The organism is Gracilibacillus pellucidus, from assembly GCF_033949965.1.
Classification (GTDB): Bacteria; Bacillota; Bacilli; order Bacillales; family Amphibacillaceae; genus Gracilibacillus; species Gracilibacillus pellucidus.
On record NZ_JAWZSR010000008.1, the window covers coordinates 17,759 to 34,836 of the forward strand.

Genomic DNA, 17,078 nt, shown 5'->3' on the forward strand with positions numbered 1-17,078 from the left:
TTACAATATACGATAGAAAATCTAATTTTATGAGGGTTTATACTATAAAAGTGAGGGGAAAATAATGTCTTTTTTTGGTGGGACAATCCAAACATTAGAAAATTCACTGCAATATGCATCTGTTAAAAATAAAACGATAGCGCAAAATATATCGAATGCAGATACACCGAATTATAAGGCGAAAAAAGTAAGCTTTAATAACGTACTGAAAAATGAACTGTCTAATTCTTTTCAAACTACCAGGACGGACAATCGACATATTCCGTTTTCTACGGGTGAATCAAACGTTCGTATTACAGCAAATAACAACACGATGTACAATCACAATGGTAATAATGTAGATGTTGATAAAGAGATGACAGAGTTAGCAAAGAATCAAATTTATTATCAAGGATTGGTCGACAGAATGAATGGTAAATTTAATAGTTTGCAAACTGTTGTTAGAGGAGGTAATTAAGTATGTCCATTTTTCATGCGATGAATACTAGTGGTAGTGGTCTGACCGCCCAAAGACTTAGAATGGATACTATCTCTTCCAATATTGCAAATGTTGATACAACGAGAGCGACAGTTAATGCAGATGGGGAATATGAACCATATCGTAGAAAGATGACGGTATTCAGTCCGAAAGATACAAATAGCTTTTCATCCATATTACAGAAAAACATACATAACACACAGACGTCAGGTAATGGAGTAAAAGTATCACGAATCATAGAAGATGAGACTGAGCCATTTAAACAAGTCTACAATCCTAATCATCCAGATGCGAATGCAGATGGATATGTTGAAATGCCAAATGTAGACCCGTTAAAAGAAATGGTCGATATGATGAGCGCAACTAGGTCATATGAAGCAAATGTAACGTCCTTAAATGCATCAAAGACGATGCTAATGAAAGCATTAGAGATTGGTAAATAATAATAGTTGAAGGAGCGGATGAAGAGATGAATATTTATTCATTAGAAAATATACAACCTACTTCTGCGCAAACAATACAAAAGAAACAGACCGTCGGGGAAGCACAACAAGCGTTTGCTCAAAGTTTACAAGGTGCAATTGAAAATATAAATAATGCTCAACAAGTTTCGGACCAGAAAACAGAAGCACTTGCTAAAGGAGAAATTGATGATTTACATGATGTGATGATAACAGCACAAAAAGCAAGTATCGTTTTGCAAACTGGTGTTGAAGTCCAAAAGAAAGCAGTTGATGCATATAACGAAATTATGAGAATGCAAGTTTAATTCCATTCATTGATGTAAACAAAGTAATAATTGTTGGGGGCAAAAAATGAACGAGAAATTGAAACAGTATAAGGAAAAAGTAACAACCTATTATGCCTCAATGTCCAAAAAACAAAAGACGTTTCTTTTTGGTGGACTTGGAGTAATAATCGCTATTCTTATCATTGTTGCAGTGTTAACCACAACAAGAAATGATATGGTAGCACTTTACAAAGATTTGTCTGTCCAAGAAGTAGGTCAAATAACAGAAGAGTTAGATGCCCGCGGTGTTTCTTATGAAATTACCGATGCCGGTACAGGAGTAAAGGTACCTCAAGCTATGGCTGATTCATTGTTAGTCGATTTGGCAGCACAAGGGATACCTGACAGTGGAAATATTGATTACTCCTTTTTTGCAGAGAATAGCTCTTGGGGCATAACAGATAATGAATTTGAAGTAATGAAGTTAGATGCCATGCAAACAGAGCTGGCAAATTTAATAACAAAAATAGATGGAATTAATGGAGCAGAGGTAAATCTGAATATCCCGAAAGAACCAGTATTTGTAAGTGAACAAAGTCAACCATCTACTGCGTCAATCGTTATTCAGACTGCACCAGGTTATCAGTTTGAACCAAGCCAAGTAAATGGTTTATATCAACTTGTAGCTAAATCTATTCCTAATTTATCTACCGATGATATTGTCATTATGAATCAACATTTTGAATATTTTGATTTAAATGATAACAGAGCCCTTGCGAGTGGAGATTCCTATACTTCACAACAACAAATTAAAGGTGATATTGAAAAAGATATCGAACGAAATGTGCAAAAAATGCTAGGTTCGATGATCGGTATGAACAAGGTAGCAATTTCTGCTACAGCTGATGTAGATTTTACGCAAGAACAACGTGTTGAAGAAATTATTGAACCAGTCGATGAAGATAATGATACGTTACCAGTTAGCATTGAGACGATTACAGAATCGTTTACAGGTGCACAGCCTGAGGAAGGTGCGGCTGGTGTGGGAGATGGAGAAGTTGCCAACTACCCAGCCGGTTTAGATGGTAATGTAGGAGACTATGAGCTAGTAAAAGAATCGGTCAACAATGAATTCAATAGGATCCAACGTGATATTGTAGAAAGTCCATATAAAATTAGGGATTTAGGTATTCAAGTTGCGATTGACAATACGAGAACGTTAGAAAGTGGAGAAATGGAACAGTTATCCGCACAAGAACAAGCTGATGTAGAACAAAGTGTTGCTTCTATCTTGGATTCCATCATATCAACTAGCATAGATAAAACGTATGAAGAAAATATTACACCAGATGACAAAGTATCGATTGTTTTCCAACCATTTGAAGGAACAGATACCATTCAAACTCCTACAGTTAACCAAGGGATTCCTACATGGGTATATGTTGTAGGCGGTGGATTATTAGTAGCCATTATTATTTTGTTATGGATGTTAAGAAGAAGAAAAGCTAGTACAAATGAAGAGGCAGAACAAGCAGTGCAAACTGTAGAAGTGGATAATCAAGAACAAGTCGTTCCACCAATTGCACATACAGATGATTCTGACGCTGCGGTGAGACGTAAACAATTAGAGAAATATGCGCAAGATAAACCAGAAGAATTTGCTAAATTATTAAGAAGCTGGATTACAGAGGACTAAGGGGGTTAATGTCATGGCAAAGAGAAATAAACTTAACGGAAGACAAAAAGCTGCTATTCTATTAATCTCACTAGGTCCAGATGTTTCTGCACAAGTATATAAACATTTAACACCTGAGGAAATCGAAAAGCTAACTTTAGAGATTTCCTCTGTGAAGAAAGTAGAAACAACAGAAAAAGATGAAATTTTAGAGCAGTTTCACGAAATAGCAATGGCACAGGATTATATTTCACAAGGCGGTATTTCGTATGCCAAAACCGTTCTTGAGAAAGCGCTGGGAGAAGATAAGGCGGCAGATATCTTAACCAGGTTAACGTCTTCCCTACAAGTAAAACCATTTGATTTTGCTAGGAAGGCAGAACCAAATCAAATAATTAATTTTATCCAAAATGAACATCCGCAGACCATTGCGTTAGTGTTATCGTATTTAGATTCAGAGCAATCTGCACAAATTTTGTCTGAATTGCCTCAAGACATGCAAGCAGATATTGCACGCAGAATTGCGGTGATGGATTCTACGTCACCTGAGATCATTGCAGAAGTAGAACAAATACTAGAACGAAAACTATCTACGACTGTTTCACAGGATTATACACAGACTGGTGGTATCCAAGCTGTTGTGGAAGTGCTTAATGGTGTAGATAGAAGTACGGAAAGAACGATTTTAGATACGCTTGAAATTGATGATCCAGAGCTGGCAGAAGAAATTAAGAAAAGAATGTTTGTCTTCGAAGATATTGTTACGCTTGATAACAGAGCGATTCAACGTGTTATTAGAGAAGTGGAGAACGACGATCTACGTCTATCATTGAAGGTTGCTAGTGATGAAGTGAAAGAGATTGTCTTTAATAATATGTCGCAAAGAATGGCAGAAACATTTAAAGAAGAAATGGAATTTATGGGACCAGTACGTTTGCGTGATGTGGAAGAAGCACAGTCTCGTATTGTATCTGTTATTAGAAGATTAGAAGAAGTCGGTGAAATTGTGATTGCCAGAGGCGGAGGGGATGATATTATTGTCTAATCATTCCTTACCTACTAGGCAAATAGGATTACGGAAGATAGAACAACATTCAGTAGAACCATTCGATTCTAAAGAGGTTGCTACGTCATCATTACATACGATATATCAACAACTAGAAGAAGCGAAAAAGCAGTACCAAGAAACGCTAAATCAAATAGAACATGCAAAACAAGCAGCTCAAGATGAGGTAACTCAATTAAGAGAAGCGTGGGAAGAAGAAAAGATACAATATATTGAAAGAGCACAACAAGAAGGTTATCAACAAGGTTTTGAACAGGGAAAAGAAGACAGTTTACGTGAGTTTCGCCAAATTATTTCAGAAGCAACAGATGTTCTCAATACCGCAAGAGAAGAGTACCATAAAATTATAGCTGAGAGTGATGAAACAGTTTTACATGTGGCTTTGAGTGTAGCAGAAAAAGTTATTAAGCAATCCATTGCAGAAGATAACGATAAATTTATCGGAATTGCGCAATCATTGATTGAGCAGGTGAAGGAACATCCAACCATTAAATTATTTGTTGCAAGCAAATATTACTCGTTACTGATGGAACATAAAGATGAACTCGCAGCAATTATTCACAATCAAGCAGAGTTTACCATTTATCCAACACCTGAATTACAAGAGGAACAAATAATGATTGAATCACCATACGGTCGAATTGATGCTTCTGTTGATAGTCAATTAGAGGAAATTAGAAATAAGTTATTTCATCTAGTGGAGGAGATTACCCGTGAAAACACAGATGATATTGAATGAATTAGAGCTGATGGATTCATATAAACGGTTTGGTAAGGTTGATCGTGTCGTCGGGTTACTAATAGAAGCGAGAGGCCCAGAGGCACGAATGGGCGAGGTGTGTTATATACATACAACAAAGAAGAACGAAAAAATAATGGCTGAGGTCATCGGTTTCTATGAGAAGAAAGTTCTATTAATGCCTTATTCCTCTTTAAGTAATATTGCATCAGGCTGCTTAGTCGAAGCAACGAAAAATTCCTTACAAGTTAAAATAGGAAGATCATTAATTGGTAAAGTGATTGACTCTACTGGAAATATGCTAGATGGTTCTTATTTGCCAAAAGGCTTGAAAGAATATCCAACAGAACAAGCACCACCTAATCCGTTAGAGCGTCCACGAATTAAAGAACCTATTCAGATTGGCGTAAGAGCGATTGACACCATGCTTACAGTTGGAAAAGGACAGCGAATTGGAATTTTTGCAGGTAGTGGAGTAGGTAAAAGTACTCTTCTAGGTATGATCGCTCGTAATAGTAATGCTGATATTAATGTGATTGCGCTTATTGGAGAACGTGGACGAGAGGTAAAAGAATTTGTAGAAAGAGAGCTTGGTCCAGAAGGTTTAAAGAAATCGATTGTTGTCGTAGCAACCTCTGATCAGTCCGCATTAATGAGAATCAAAGGTGCTTACACTGCAACAGCAATCAGTGAGTATTTCCGTGATTTAGGCTACAATGTCAACTTAATGATGGACTCTGTTACAAGGGTAGCGATGGCACAACGAGAAATTGGACTTGCCATAGGAGAACCTCCAACAACAAAAGGTTATCCGCCATCCGTTTTCGCGATGTTACCCACATTGCTAGAACGAACCGGAACAAGTAAACATGGCTCGATAACGGCATTTTATACTGTATTAGTTGATGGAGATGATTTTAATGAGCCAATCGCGGATACAACACGTGGTATCTTGGATGGTCATTTTATCCTAGATCGTAAATTAGCTGAAAAAGGACAATTTCCTGCTATTAATGTATTACAGTCCGTCAGTCGGGTTATGCCAGAGATTGTGCCGAAAGAAAGACTTCATTTAGTTCAAAATATTCGTTCCATACTAGCTACTTACAATGAAAATGAAGAATTAATTCAGATAGGAGCCTATAAGCGTGGAACGAATCAAGTTGTCGATCAAGCAATTCAGCTCCAACCAAAGATTATCAATGTACTCAAACAGGATATGAAGGAAAATGCTGATGAAAATAAAGCTCTTCAACAATTAGAGCAATTGGTGAAAGGAAGTATTACTTCATGACACAGTTACATGGCTATGAAAAAATCAGAATGTTACGAGAAAACGAGAAAATGGTCGCTCAACAAAAATATCAAGGTGCTGCAGCAGAATTCGAAAAGAACGCTAATCAGCTATATGATCTATTAAGAAAGAAAGAATTAGTAGAAGAAAATTATCGTCAATCTTTATCTGATAAATCAGCAGTGAATACATTGCAGTCCTATCATCAATATTTAGATTTTTTAATGCCATCTATTATCAGCATTCAAAGGAAAGTAGATGTTTCGAGAAAAGAAATGAATCGTCTACAAGAGAATGTAACAGAACAATATATAGAAGAAAAAAAGATTACGAAAATCATTGAACGGAAGAAACGACTGTTTAAGCAAGAGGAAACCAAAAAAGAATCAATGTTAATGGATGAAGTATCCATTCGCAATTATATAGAAAAGTAAGGATAGGTGAAGAAATGGCTACCAATCCAAAGAATAATAAAGAAAAAAAACCAGGAATCTTCCAATGGTTAATTGTCATCCTTGCGCCATTATTGTTAGCGAGCATTATTGCAGTCATCATAATGGCTGTTATGGGGGTTGATGTGAGTAAACATACAAAAGAAGCATTAAATAAAATACCATTCATCAGTGAATATGTTACAACAGATGAAGAGGAGCTTCACGCTAATCAGTTAGCCGATCGAGATCATCAAATTAGTATGCTAGAAGAAGAGGTAGAGTCATTACAAGCTGATAATCAACTAAAAGATAGTACTATTGCTGAATTAGAAGAAGAAGTAGCAACAATGTCAGAGCAAGCAACAGAAGTAGACGAAGAGGAAACAACAGAAACTTCAGGTACTACAAGCGATTCTGTAAAAGAAATCAGTAAGTCCTTTGCTGCCATGAAACCTAAAGAAGCAGCACCAATCATTGAAACGATGGAAAATGATGTTGCGATTCCTCTATTAAGAGAAATAAAAGCGGATGAAAGAGGTAAAATTTTGGCTGAGATGGATCCAGAAGTAGCAGCAAATTTGGCTGATATTCTTGCAAATGATTAACCGATATATAGGAGTGAAAGGGGGTGAACGTATGCTTCAAGGAATAGATTTGTTAACAAGTTTCCCTAGTCAGTCCCAGTCGCAAGCGCCAAGCAATTCTTCATCTAGCACAAAAAATGATTTCTTTCAATTAGTCATGTCTGATCATCTGGTGAATCAGGCTGAAGTAGAAGTAATTGAACAAAATGGTGAAGAATTATTAGAAGAGGATAGCAATAGATTGCGCCAAGTGATGCAAGAATTATTCGAAAATAGTGATATTGACTTGGCTGATACCGATCCTACTGCTTTAATCAATGGATTAACAGATTTAGTAGATAGTGATAAAACAGTGATCAATAAAGTCATGGAGAAGTTGATAGTGGCGTTTGAAAATAGCCAAACAGATTCATCGATGCCAATTTATCCAATGGCTCAAGCTAAAACAGAAGTGGAACAAAATAGTGAAGAGTTATTGGATGAATTACTAGCATTTCTTACTGAAAAGACTGTTGAAGAAGAAACCTTTTATTTATCGGAAGAAGATAAACAAAGGTTGGGCCAATTGCTGCAAGGGATCATTAACGATACTGATACTGAATTGATTGACACCAATTCTACTGCTTTAATCGATGAGTTAGCACATTTATTAGATAGTAATAAAACAGTGATCAATAAAGTGCTGGAGAAATTAAGAACTGCATTAGAAGATAGCCAAACAGATGCTCCGACGCCGATTTATCCAATGGAAATTCCAATGCTACAAAGTATATCCAACGTGCAAGAAGCTAGTAAGGAAAAGCTAGATAAACTTATCGTTCAAACAGAGCAAGTACTTGTATCTATATCGGACCATTCAAATAAAGCACAGAATTATAAGCAAATTCTACAACTTTTAGAGCAGTGGTCGAAGTTGGACAGTAAGACACAGTTGGCAGCACAAGTAGTTTTGTCAGAATCCGTAAGTGAGAATAATAAAGATATTTGGTCAACATTATTAACAAATTTTATGAACAGGCAATCAATTGATCAACAATATAGTAGTTCGCAGAAAGTAACGCAAGTAGACATAAAACGTTGGTTACAGAATGCGGTAGATAAAAATGACACCGTCAATCAGTCGCGAATGGACCATGTTAACCAGCCATTACAATCTAAGGTACAACAATATACGATTCATTTGTCTTTAACAAATACAGATGAACAACTTGTGCAGAAGCAGTTGCTCGATCAGTTTCAACAAGTGATGAAAAATAGTCAATTTATGAAGCTTTCAAATGGTACGAACCAATTAATGTTGAGAATTCAGCCAGATCAATTAGGTGAGGTAACAGTTAAGTTACTTCAAGTTAATGGTGAGATGACAGTGAAAATGATTGCAAGTTCCCAGCATGCGAAGGAATTATTAGAAGGTAATCTTCATCAATTACGCCATTTATTTTCACCACACCAAATACAGATTGAAAAACAAGAGAGTTATGGACAAGTAGAGCAGGATAACTTATTGGATGATGATCAAGCAGAAGATTCTAACGCGCAACAGCAAGAACATGAAGATAATGACCAAGCGAATGCTGATACACAGGATGAATTATCATTCGAGGATTTATTAGTAAATGCGAAAGTGTAGGTGAAAAACAATGACAACGATTGATCCGAATTATTACTTAGCTAATCAGAAACAAACGAAAGAAGTGAATAATAATTTAGGAAAAGATGAATTTTTGAAAATACTAGTTACCCAACTACAAAATCAAGATCCACTAGATCCGATGGAGGATAAAGATTTTATCTCGCAAATGGCTACTTTCTCGTCTTTAGAACAAATGACGAATATGTCAGGTTCAATGGAAAAACTGGTGCAAAATCAAATGGTTTCACCTGTTATTCAGTATAGTCATTTAATTGGCAAAGAGGCTAGTTATTATCGAATTGATGAAGAAACGGGTAAGCCTGCCACTCCAAAAGAAATCGTATCGAGTAAAGTGGTAGCAATTTCTGAAGAACAAGGATATGCCGTTATTGAATTGGAAAATGATATGAACATCTACACAGATGAGGTACTTAAAATTAATAATCCTTCTGATGAATAAAGGAGGTCCTTTTCATGGTCAATAAAATCCATGCATTTCATCATCCACTTGTTCCTAATATGCAGACTCCTAAGCAAAAGGATTCAAATCTTTTTGCAGATGTTTTAAAAAAGCAAGAAAAGGTTGAGCTAAGTAAGCATGCAACCAATCGAATGCAGGAACGCAATATTGTTCTAAGTGATGAAGATTGGCACAACATGAATGACAAGTTAGACGAGGCAAAGGTAAAAGGTGTGAAAGAGTCATTAGTGATTATGAGTAATGCGGCATTTATCGTTAACGCTCAAAATAAAAAAGTAATTACAGCTTTAGATAAGACCGAATTGCAGAGTCAAATATTCACCAATATTAACGGAACAATTGTATTAGATTAGGCTGGACCCTTATGGGAGGCCGTCGACTGTCAAATGACTGCGACAGTTCATTATCATTAATAGAAGGGGAGTTTTTGTAAATGTTACGTTCTATGTATGCAGGAATCTCAGGTATGAAAGGTTTTCAAACAAAATTAGATGTTGTTGGTAATAATATTGCCAATGTCAACACAGCAGGCTTCAAAAAAGGTCGAGTAATGTTCCAAGATATGCTTAGCCAACCATTAACAGGAGCGAGTGCACCAACAGAAGACGGAACGCGTGGAGGGGTAAATCCACGTCAAGTAGGTACAGGATCACAAATAGGTGCGATTGACACAGTTGATACCCAAGGAAATCGTCAGACAACTGATCGTCCATTAGATGTACAAATAGAAGGGGACGGTTATTTTGTTGTAGAGAATGGTGATGAACAATTTTACACGCGTGCAGGTAACTTTTATTTAGATGACGATGGTAATTTAGTAAATCCAGACGGTTATTATGTATTAGATACTGATGGAGATAGAATAGAAATTCCTAATGAAGCAAGAAGTCTTAGCATTACTGCAGATGGTACGATTAATTATAATGATGAAGATGGATTGAATACTGACAATCAAATCGGATTAAGTCTGTTTTCTAACCCTGGTGGATTAGAAAAAGTGGGTTCTAATTTATATAGCGCTACTGTCAACGCTCAGCAAGTCAACGAAGGTGGAGAATATTTCACAGCTGGTGGTCCGGAAGGTGTAGGTAATTTGGTTGCTGGTGCATTAGAAATGTCTAATGTTGACTTATCAGAAGAGTTCACAGAAATGATCACAGCACAACGTGGTTTCCAAGCGAATACACGTATTATCACAACATCTGATGAAATTTTACAAGAACTCGTTAACTTAAAACGATAATAAGGAGGTAGAGAGTTAAGCTCGCCTTAACTCTCTCAATCTATGATTACATTAACAAAGCTAAATGGCGTAAGTTTAACGATTAATGCAATGTATATAGAAAGAATCGAGTCATTACCAGATACTACGATTACACTAACGAATAATAAGAAATTAATCGTCAAGGAATCAGAAGAGTTAGTGAAGCAATACGTACAAGAATTTTATAAAGAAATTGGTCTGTATCAATTGCAAAGAGAAGTAGGTGAGCAAGAGAATGAATCCTAAGTTAGTGAAAATTTTAGTTGCGGTTCTATTAGTTATAACATTAGCGGGGGCAGTAACTTTATATTTCATTATTACTAGTTCAAACAATGATGGAAAAGCAATGACATTGGATGATATGGTTGACTATTCCTATACAACGGAGGAAATTAGAACAGATCTTGAGGATGGAAATTATGTGCTTATCCAATTTCAATTTATTACAGATAGTAAAGCAGCACTAGAAGAAATTGAAAAGAGAGAATTTCAAGTGAAAAATGAATTTATTAAGCTTTCTAATCATTTAGGTGCAAAAGATTTTCAAGATAATTTATCTGAACTAGAGACTAATATGAAAGATGCAATGAATACGTATATGAACGATGGAAAAGTGGTAGATGCATTAGTTATTAGCAAAGTAATTCAATAGGTTTAACTCCGGATGGAGGTGAGAGAATGGCAGATGAAATACTATCACAAAATGAGATTGACGCCCTATTATCAGCATTATCATCTGGTGAAATGGATGCCAATCAATTGATAGAAGAAGAAAAAGATAAAAGAGTAAAAGTATATGATTTTAAGCGTGCGTTGAGATTCTCGAAAGATCAAATAAGAAGTATTTCGCGAATTCATGATAATTTCGCAAGACTACTATCAACGTATTTTTCCGGTCAATTAAGGACATATGTTCATATCGGAGTAGCCTCTGTAGATCAAATTCCTTATGAAGAGTTTATTCGCTCGATACCCACTAAAACGATTCTCAATGTATATAGTGTTGCACCATTAGATGGAAGAATTATTTTTGAATTCAATCCTAATATTGCTTATGCGATGCTTGATAGAATGTTAGGTGGTACGGGTAGTAGTGTGAATAAAATTGATAATTTAACAGAAATAGAAACATCACTTATGTCACAGTTGTTCGAGAATGCATTAGACAATTTACAAGAAGCATGGAGCTCTGTTACAGATATTAATCCTATTTTAGAGGATTTTGAAGTGAACCCACAGTTTTTACAATTAGTCTCTCCAAATGAAACGGTTGTTGTCGTTTCATTGGATACAACGATTGGTGATAGTAGCGGGATGATTAATATATGTATTCCACATGTCGTGTTAGAGCCGATTATACCGAAATTATCTGTACACTATTGGATGCAACAAGAGAAGACAAAAGAGAGAAAACCAGAAGAATATCAGATGATTGCAGAAAATATTAAACAATCAGATATGGATATGACCGTATTACTAGGTGAGACATCAATTACATTAGAAGAATTTTTATTCTTGGATAAAGATGACACGATTGTGTTAGATAGAAGTATTGATCAGCCGCTAGTATTACAAGTGGATCAGGAGCCAAAGTTCCTTGTTCAACCAGGTAAGAAAAAACATAAAATGGCAGTGCAAGTTTTAGAAGAAATTAAGGGAGGGGATTAAGATGATGAATGATGGAATGTTATCCCAAGACGAGATTGATGCACTTTTAAATGGATCTGATGATACCACGGATGATTCTAATGTAGATGTAGCTCCTTCCGCTGATGAATATTTGTCATCTATAGAAGAAGATGCTTTAGGTGAAATTGGAAACATATCATTTGGTAGTTCTGCTACAACTTTATCTACTTTATTAAATCAGAAAGTCGATATAACAACACCGACAGTAAGTGTGCTACATAAGGGAGAATTAAATGAAGAATTTCCTATTCCATATGTTGGGGTTGAAGTGAGCTATACAGAGGGTTTTAGTGGAGCAAATTTATTTATCCTTGAATCTAAAGATGCTGCAATTATAGCAGATTTAATGTTAGGTGGAGATGGCAACCCAGAAACACAGGAGTTAAATGATATCCATCTCAGTGCGGTTCAAGAGGCAATGAATCAAATGATGGGGACAGCTGCAACTAGTATGTCAACGGTATTTAATAAGAAGATAGATATTTCGCCACCAACGACTTCAATAATGGATGTAACGGAAGAAGAAACGCAAGCTTTAACATCAGATGATGATGTTCTATTAAAAGTTTCCTTCCAATTACAAATTGGTACATTAATAGATTCTAAGATTATGCAGTTACTACCTGTACCATTTGCAAAAGAGTTAGTTGATCAGTTACTACATGCAGATAATAAGGTAGAAGAGACACCTGAAGAACCGCTTAATCATGCTAGTGGATCTGATGATGTACCTAGCTCAACTGTAACACAGCAACCAAGTCAACAACCTGTTGAGCGCATGCATCAGCCTCATCAACCGAGACAACTTGGAGCGAATTCATCAACAATAAATAATGAGGTACAATCAGCAGCTTTCTCTAACTTTGATGAAGTATCGATGCAACCTAGTGAACGAAGAAATTTAGATTTACTAATGGATATTCCATTACAAGTGACTGTTGAATTAGGTAGAACGAAAAGAACGGTCCAAGAAATACTAGAGTTATCATCTGGATCTATTGTTGAATTAGATAAACTTGCCGGTGAGCCAGTTGATATATTAGTGAATCAAAAGTTGATTGCTAAAGGTGAGGTCGTTGTAATTGATGAAAACTTTGGTGTTCGAGTAACAGATATTGTTAGTAAAGAAGATAGATTAAAACAATTAAAATAGACGAAAAGAGGAATGATATTTATGGCAAAATCAGTATTAATCGTAGATGATGCAGCATTTATGCGAATGATGATTAAAGATATCTTAACAAAAAATGGTTATGATGTAGTGGGAGAGGCTGAAAATGGTCAAGAAGCCGTAGATAAATATAAAGAGCTTCAACCTGATTTGGTTACAATGGATATTACAATGCCTGAAAAAGATGGTATTACAGCTTTGAAAGAAATATTAGGCCTTAATGGAGGTGCTAATATTATTATGTGTTCTGCAATGGGACAACAAGCGATGGTAATTGATGCGATTCAAGCCGGAGCGAAAGATTTTATTGTAAAACCATTCCAAGCAGACCGAGTAATTGAAGCAATTTCCAAAGTAATAGGTTAATGAGGTGTTTAGTATTAACCTAAAATATCAAGTGAGTATCCTATTTATCTTGTTATGCGCTATTGTCATGCCTCTTACATTAGAGGCAGATACAATGGTAGATGAGATGCTCGATAATCAAGATGAAATACAATCAGAAGACGAAGTTAGTGATACAGATGTCGTTGTAGATGAACAAGATACACCGATACAATCATCAAGTTTTATCGGAAGTTTTATTCAGCTATTATTAGCGTTAGCGTTTATTATTGCGTTAATTGTTTTAATTTCTAAATGGGTAAAGAAAAAGAATGGATTTCTCGGTAAACAGCAAATATTAGAGAATTATGGTGGCATAACAGTAGGTCCTAATAAGACTATTCAAACGATAAAAATAGGAGAACGTTTTTTTGTTGTAGGTGTAGCAGACAATATTGATTTATTAATGGAAATAACAGATGCAGATACGATTGAAAAGTTGAAGAATCAAGAGGAAGAACGAGATGCTCTTGATAAACTAACATCAAAATGGAAGAAAGAACCTAAAGAAATAAAAACGAACGATACGAGTCAGTTTATGTCTTTATTTAACAAGGAGCTAAGCGCAATGAAAGAAGGCAGAAAGAAAGTATACCAAAAATTAAAAGAAAGTAGCAAAGACAATGATGATATATCTCATTGATGCATTCTCAGGTGCTGATACAGAGAGTATTAGTGCATCTGTTCGCCTATTACTCTTATTAACCGTGCTTTCACTTGCGCCTAGTATTTTAATTTTGATGACTAGTTTTACTAGAATTATTATCGTATTGTCGTTTGTTCGTACATCACTAGCTACACAGCAAATGCCACCTAATCAAGTGTTAGTTGGACTAGCCTTGTTTATGACATTTTTTATAATGGCTCCAACGTTTCAAGAGGTAAATGAACAAGCTCTACAGCCATTGTTTAATGAGGAAATAACATTGGATGAAGCGTATGATAATGCAAGTATTCCAATGAAAGAATTTATGTCCAAGCATACAAGAGAAAAGGATCTAGCGTTATTTATGAACTATGCTGCGTTAGATAAACCAGAATCGCTTGAGGATATTCCGTTGACAACATTAGTTCCTGCTTTTGCCATTAGTGAACTGAAAACAGCCTTTCAAATGGGCTTTATGATTTTTGTCCCGTTTTTAGTTATTGATATGGCTGTTGCGAGTGTTTTAATGTCAATGGGGATGATGATGTTACCACCAGTAATGATTTCTTTACCATTTAAGATATTGTTGTTTGTCCTTGTAGATGGGTGGTACTTAATTACTCATTCATTATTAGATGGCTTCTTGCCATTGTGACATACGTTTGAGAGGAGATACTGATAGTGAGTGGAGAATTTGTTGTTTCATTAGCAGAGCAAGGGGTTTTTACCATTTTAATGGTGACAGGTCCAATATTAATACTTGCTCTAGTCGTTGGGTTACTAGTAAGTATTTTTCAAGCTACTACCCAAATACAAGAACAAACCTTAGCTTTCATACCGAAAATAGTCGCTGTTCTACTAGGTATTATTATTTTCGGTCCATGGATGCTTTCTAAAATGGTAGAATTCGCTTCTAATATTTTTCAAAATATCAATCAGTTTGTGGGATAAAATATGTTTGAATTAATAGATATTAATCGTTTGCCAGCATTCATTTTAATATTGGTAAGAGTAACAGCGTTTTTTGCGACCGTACCAATATTCTCTTATCGGAATATACCAGCACAACTACGAATAGGAATTGCTGTTTTTCTAGCATGGATTATGTTTTATACATTAGAAGTCCCAACACTAGCATTTGATGGGATGTATGTCTTGTTAATAATGAAAGAGGCAATTATCGGTTTGTTGTTAGGACTTTTCGCTTATATGATTCTAGCGGCTATCCAAATAGCTGGTGGTTTTATTGATTTTCAAATGGGTTTTGCAATAGCAAATGTAGTGGATCCTCAAACAGGTGCGCAAAGTCCTTTAATTGGTCAATATTTTTACACAATTGCCATTCTTTTTCTATTAACGGTTAATGGGCATCACCTTCTATTAAATGGATTAATGTACAGCTTTACAGAGCTTCCGTTGGACCATTTGTTCCATTTTAGTAATATTGATTTTATTTTGCGGACATTTAGTCAAATGTTTTTAATGGCGTTTCAATTATCTATACCCGTGGTTGGCTGTTTATTTTTAGTCGATGTTGCGTTAGGTATTATTGCAAGGACTGTTCCGCAATTAAATGTGTTTGTAGTCGGTTTGCCATTAAAAATCCTAGTTGCATTTGCTGTTTTGCTCATTTTTGTTACGTTCTATATAGCAGTTGTACAGCAGCTGTTTCTATTTACGTTAGAAGCGATTGAAAGCTTGATACATATATTTGGAGGTGCTTAGACAATGAGGTTACGATTAGACTTGCAATATTTTGCTGGTGAAAAAACAGAAAAAGCAACTCCAAAGAAAAGGCAAGATGTACGTAAAAAAGGACAAGTAGCAAAAAGTCAGGATGTAAATACAGCGATACTATTATTTTTCGTTTTTATTATTTTACTTGTGCTCGGTGGTTATTTAAAAAATGCGATGACTGATATGTTCACAAAGACGTTTACAGAATATATCTTTCATCCTGTCACAGAGGATGAAATTTTTACCGTATTTATCGATGTTCTATCCAAGATAAGCCTTGCGGTAGCACCGATAATGCTTGTAGCAATCGTTGCAGGATTAGCCTCAAATTTAATGCAAATAGGTTTTCTCTTTACCGCAGAGCCATTAAAAATGAAACTAGAGAAAATTGATCCCATTAAAGGTGCGAAGAGGATATTTTCTGTTAGAGCCTTGGTTGAACTAGTGAAATCATTATTAAAGATTACTATAGTTGGTGTAATTACCTTTTCTATCATATGGATGAATCGTGATGAAATGATGATGCTTGTAAATAAGGATGTTAATGGAGCACTAGCTTTCTTTGGTCAAATGACTATCCAAATGGGGATTGCAGCTGCAATTGGTTTGTTAATTATTTCGGTAATTGATTATGCTTATCAACGATTTGATTTTGAAAAGCAAAATAAAATGTCAAAGAATGATGTGAAAGATGAGCATAAAAACATTGAAGGTGATCCATTAATTAAGTCCAAAATAAAGGAAAAGCAAAGACAAATGGCGATGCAGCGAATGATGAGTGAGGTACCAAATGCGGATGTAGTTATTACGAATCCGACTCACTATGCAATAGCGCTTAAATATGATGAGAATAAAGCAGATGCGCCGTATGTTGTTGCGAAAGGAGTCGATTTTGTAGCAAGGAGAATTAAAGATATTGCTGGACATCATGATGTAATGATGGTAGAAAATCGACCTTTAGCAAGAGCATTGTATGATCAAGTGGAAATTAATGAAGTAATACCTGAAGAGTATTTCCAAACTGTGGCGGAAATTTTAGCCTACGTATATCGAATTCAAAAGAAGATTTAAGT

23 protein-coding genes are annotated in these 17,078 nt (G+C 35.6%); all 23 read left to right on the plus strand.

The window, feature by feature from the left end; genetic code table 11:
• Nucleotides 1-64: 64 nt before the first annotated feature.
• The 23 genes from flgB to flhB all read left to right on the plus strand — a co-directional run bounded on the left by flgB (nucleotide 65) and on the right by flhB (nucleotide 17,076).
• Nucleotides 65-457: a flagellar basal body rod protein FlgB gene (gene flgB / locus SH601_RS13135; RefSeq protein WP_319958789.1), complete on the plus strand. Its 393-nt coding sequence runs from the start codon at nucleotides 65-67 to the stop codon at nucleotides 455-457.
• 2 nt (nucleotides 458-459) lie between these two features.
• Entirely contained in the window at nucleotides 460-921 is a 462-nt protein-coding gene (gene flgC / locus SH601_RS13140; protein WP_319958790.1) for a flagellar basal body rod protein FlgC, read from the plus strand.
• A 26-nt stretch (nucleotides 922-947) separates the two neighbouring features.
• Nucleotides 948-1,247: a flagellar hook-basal body complex protein FliE gene (gene fliE / locus SH601_RS13145; RefSeq protein ID WP_319958792.1), complete on the plus strand. Its 300-nt coding sequence runs from the start codon at nucleotides 948-950 to the stop codon at nucleotides 1,245-1,247.
• 46 nt (nucleotides 1,248-1,293) lie between these two features.
• Nucleotides 1,294-2,904 carry a flagellar basal-body MS-ring/collar protein FliF gene (fliF, locus tag SH601_RS13150; RefSeq protein WP_319958793.1) on the plus strand — a complete coding sequence of 537 codons (1,611 nt, stop codon included), beginning with the start codon at nucleotides 1,294-1,296 and terminating at the stop codon, nucleotides 2,902-2,904.
• 13 nt (nucleotides 2,905-2,917) lie between these two features.
• The gene (gene fliG / locus SH601_RS13155; RefSeq protein ID WP_319958794.1) at nucleotides 2,918-3,928 is read left to right on the plus strand and encodes a flagellar motor switch protein FliG; all 1,011 of its coding nucleotides are present in this window, start codon (nucleotides 2,918-2,920) and stop codon (nucleotides 3,926-3,928) included.
• The gene (gene fliH, locus SH601_RS13160; RefSeq protein WP_319958795.1) at nucleotides 3,921-4,688 is read left to right on the plus strand and encodes a flagellar assembly protein FliH; all 768 of its coding nucleotides are present in this window, start codon (nucleotides 3,921-3,923) and stop codon (nucleotides 4,686-4,688) included. The genes fliG and fliH overlap by 8 nt, the downstream gene beginning before the upstream one ends.
• Entirely contained in the window at nucleotides 4,663-5,982 is a 1,320-nt protein-coding gene (fliI, locus tag SH601_RS13165) for a flagellar protein export ATPase FliI (RefSeq protein WP_319958796.1), read from the plus strand. The genes fliH and fliI overlap by 26 nt, the downstream gene beginning before the upstream one ends.
• Complete coding sequence (fliJ, locus tag SH601_RS13170) at nucleotides 5,979-6,416, plus strand: flagellar export protein FliJ (protein WP_319958797.1); 438 nt, start codon at nucleotides 5,979-5,981, stop codon at nucleotides 6,414-6,416. Before fliI ends, fliJ begins: the two co-directional genes overlap by 4 nt.
• Nucleotides 6,417-6,430: 14 nt before the next feature.
• Nucleotides 6,431-7,021, plus strand: a complete 591-nt coding sequence (locus SH601_RS13175) for a MotE family protein (RefSeq protein ID WP_319958798.1) — start codon at nucleotides 6,431-6,433, stop codon at nucleotides 7,019-7,021.
• A 31-nt stretch (nucleotides 7,022-7,052) separates the two neighbouring features.
• Complete coding sequence (locus SH601_RS13180; protein ID WP_319958799.1) at nucleotides 7,053-8,630, plus strand: flagellar hook-length control protein FliK; 1,578 nt, start codon at nucleotides 7,053-7,055, stop codon at nucleotides 8,628-8,630.
• A 10-nt stretch (nucleotides 8,631-8,640) separates the two neighbouring features.
• Entirely contained in the window at nucleotides 8,641-9,093 is a 453-nt protein-coding gene (flgD, locus tag SH601_RS13185) for a flagellar hook assembly protein FlgD (RefSeq protein ID WP_319958800.1), read from the plus strand.
• 14 nt (nucleotides 9,094-9,107) lie between these two features.
• Complete coding sequence (locus SH601_RS13190) at nucleotides 9,108-9,467, plus strand: TIGR02530 family flagellar biosynthesis protein (RefSeq protein WP_319958801.1); 360 nt, start codon at nucleotides 9,108-9,110, stop codon at nucleotides 9,465-9,467.
• Between the two features lie 80 nt (nucleotides 9,468-9,547).
• Entirely contained in the window at nucleotides 9,548-10,357 is an 810-nt protein-coding gene (gene flgG, locus SH601_RS13195) for a flagellar basal body rod protein FlgG (RefSeq protein WP_319958802.1), read from the plus strand.
• A gap of 42 nt (nucleotides 10,358-10,399) precedes the next feature.
• A complete protein-coding gene (locus SH601_RS13200; protein WP_319958803.1) occupies nucleotides 10,400-10,624 on the plus strand; it encodes a flagellar FlbD family protein in 225 nt (74 codons plus the stop codon).
• The gene (locus tag SH601_RS13205; protein WP_319958804.1) at nucleotides 10,614-11,030 is read left to right on the plus strand and encodes a flagellar basal body-associated FliL family protein; all 417 of its coding nucleotides are present in this window, start codon (nucleotides 10,614-10,616) and stop codon (nucleotides 11,028-11,030) included. The genes SH601_RS13200 and SH601_RS13205 overlap by 11 nt, the downstream gene beginning before the upstream one ends.
• Before the next feature lie 26 nt (nucleotides 11,031-11,056).
• Entirely contained in the window at nucleotides 11,057-12,046 is a 990-nt protein-coding gene (gene fliM, locus SH601_RS13210; protein ID WP_319958805.1) for a flagellar motor switch protein FliM, read from the plus strand.
• A gap of 1 nt (nucleotide 12,047) precedes the next feature.
• Nucleotides 12,048-13,220: a flagellar motor switch phosphatase FliY gene (gene fliY / locus SH601_RS13215; protein ID WP_319958806.1), complete on the plus strand. Its 1,173-nt coding sequence runs from the start codon at nucleotides 12,048-12,050 to the stop codon at nucleotides 13,218-13,220.
• Between the two features lie 21 nt (nucleotides 13,221-13,241).
• Nucleotides 13,242-13,604, plus strand: coding sequence for a response regulator (locus SH601_RS13220; protein ID WP_319958807.1), 363 nt, complete (start codon nucleotides 13,242-13,244; stop codon nucleotides 13,602-13,604).
• A gap of 94 nt (nucleotides 13,605-13,698) precedes the next feature.
• Nucleotides 13,699-14,265 (plus strand): flagellar biosynthetic protein FliO, encoded by a 567-nt coding sequence (locus SH601_RS13225; protein ID WP_319958808.1) that lies wholly within the window; start codon nucleotides 13,699-13,701, stop codon nucleotides 14,263-14,265.
• A complete protein-coding gene (fliP, locus tag SH601_RS13230; protein WP_319958937.1) occupies nucleotides 14,249-14,923 on the plus strand; it encodes a flagellar type III secretion system pore protein FliP in 675 nt (224 codons plus the stop codon). The genes SH601_RS13225 and fliP overlap by 17 nt, the downstream gene beginning before the upstream one ends.
• A 26-nt stretch (nucleotides 14,924-14,949) precedes the next feature.
• Entirely contained in the window at nucleotides 14,950-15,219 is a 270-nt protein-coding gene (fliQ, locus tag SH601_RS13235; RefSeq protein WP_319958809.1) for a flagellar biosynthesis protein FliQ, read from the plus strand.
• A gap of 3 nt (nucleotides 15,220-15,222) precedes the next feature.
• Complete coding sequence (fliR, locus tag SH601_RS13240; RefSeq protein ID WP_319958810.1) at nucleotides 15,223-15,993, plus strand: flagellar biosynthetic protein FliR; 771 nt, start codon at nucleotides 15,223-15,225, stop codon at nucleotides 15,991-15,993.
• Between the two features lie 3 nt (nucleotides 15,994-15,996).
• Entirely contained in the window at nucleotides 15,997-17,076 is a 1,080-nt protein-coding gene (flhB, locus tag SH601_RS13245; RefSeq protein WP_319958811.1) for a flagellar biosynthesis protein FlhB, read from the plus strand.
• Nucleotides 17,077-17,078 lie beyond the last annotated feature (2 nt).

Coding starts and splice junctions, on each gene's coding strand:
- SH601_RS13200 (WP_319958803.1), top strand. CDS start 10,400: ATGATTACATTAACAAAGCTAAATGGCGTAAGTTTAACGATTAATGCA.
- SH601_RS13220 (WP_319958807.1), top strand. CDS start 13,242: ATGGCAAAATCAGTATTAATCGTAGATGATGCAGCATTTATGCGAATG.
- SH601_RS13180 (WP_319958799.1), top strand. CDS start 7,053: ATGCTTCAAGGAATAGATTTGTTAACAAGTTTCCCTAGTCAGTCCCAG.
- flgB (WP_319958789.1), top strand. CDS start 65: ATGTCTTTTTTTGGTGGGACAATCCAAACATTAGAAAATTCACTGCAA.
- fliM (WP_319958805.1), top strand. CDS start 11,057: ATGGCAGATGAAATACTATCACAAAATGAGATTGACGCCCTATTATCA.
- fliR (WP_319958810.1), top strand. CDS start 15,223: ATGTTTGAATTAATAGATATTAATCGTTTGCCAGCATTCATTTTAATA.
- SH601_RS13225 (WP_319958808.1), top strand. CDS start 13,699: ATGGTAGATGAGATGCTCGATAATCAAGATGAAATACAATCAGAAGAC.
- fliJ (WP_319958797.1), top strand. CDS start 5,979: ATGACACAGTTACATGGCTATGAAAAAATCAGAATGTTACGAGAAAAC.
- fliY (WP_319958806.1), top strand. CDS start 12,048: ATGATGAATGATGGAATGTTATCCCAAGACGAGATTGATGCACTTTTA.
- SH601_RS13175 (WP_319958798.1), top strand. CDS start 6,431: ATGGCTACCAATCCAAAGAATAATAAAGAAAAAAAACCAGGAATCTTC.
- flhB (WP_319958811.1), top strand. CDS start 15,997: ATGAGGTTACGATTAGACTTGCAATATTTTGCTGGTGAAAAAACAGAA.
- SH601_RS13190 (WP_319958801.1), top strand. CDS start 9,108: ATGGTCAATAAAATCCATGCATTTCATCATCCACTTGTTCCTAATATG.
- flgG (WP_319958802.1), top strand. CDS start 9,548: ATGTTACGTTCTATGTATGCAGGAATCTCAGGTATGAAAGGTTTTCAA.
- fliF (WP_319958793.1), top strand. CDS start 1,294: ATGAACGAGAAATTGAAACAGTATAAGGAAAAAGTAACAACCTATTAT.
- flgD (WP_319958800.1), top strand. CDS start 8,641: ATGACAACGATTGATCCGAATTATTACTTAGCTAATCAGAAACAAACG.
- fliG (WP_319958794.1), top strand. CDS start 2,918: ATGGCAAAGAGAAATAAACTTAACGGAAGACAAAAAGCTGCTATTCTA.
- fliE (WP_319958792.1), top strand. CDS start 948: ATGAATATTTATTCATTAGAAAATATACAACCTACTTCTGCGCAAACA.
- fliP (WP_319958937.1), top strand. CDS start 14,249: ATGATATATCTCATTGATGCATTCTCAGGTGCTGATACAGAGAGTATT.
- SH601_RS13205 (WP_319958804.1), top strand. CDS start 10,614: ATGAATCCTAAGTTAGTGAAAATTTTAGTTGCGGTTCTATTAGTTATA.
- flgC (WP_319958790.1), top strand. CDS start 460: ATGTCCATTTTTCATGCGATGAATACTAGTGGTAGTGGTCTGACCGCC.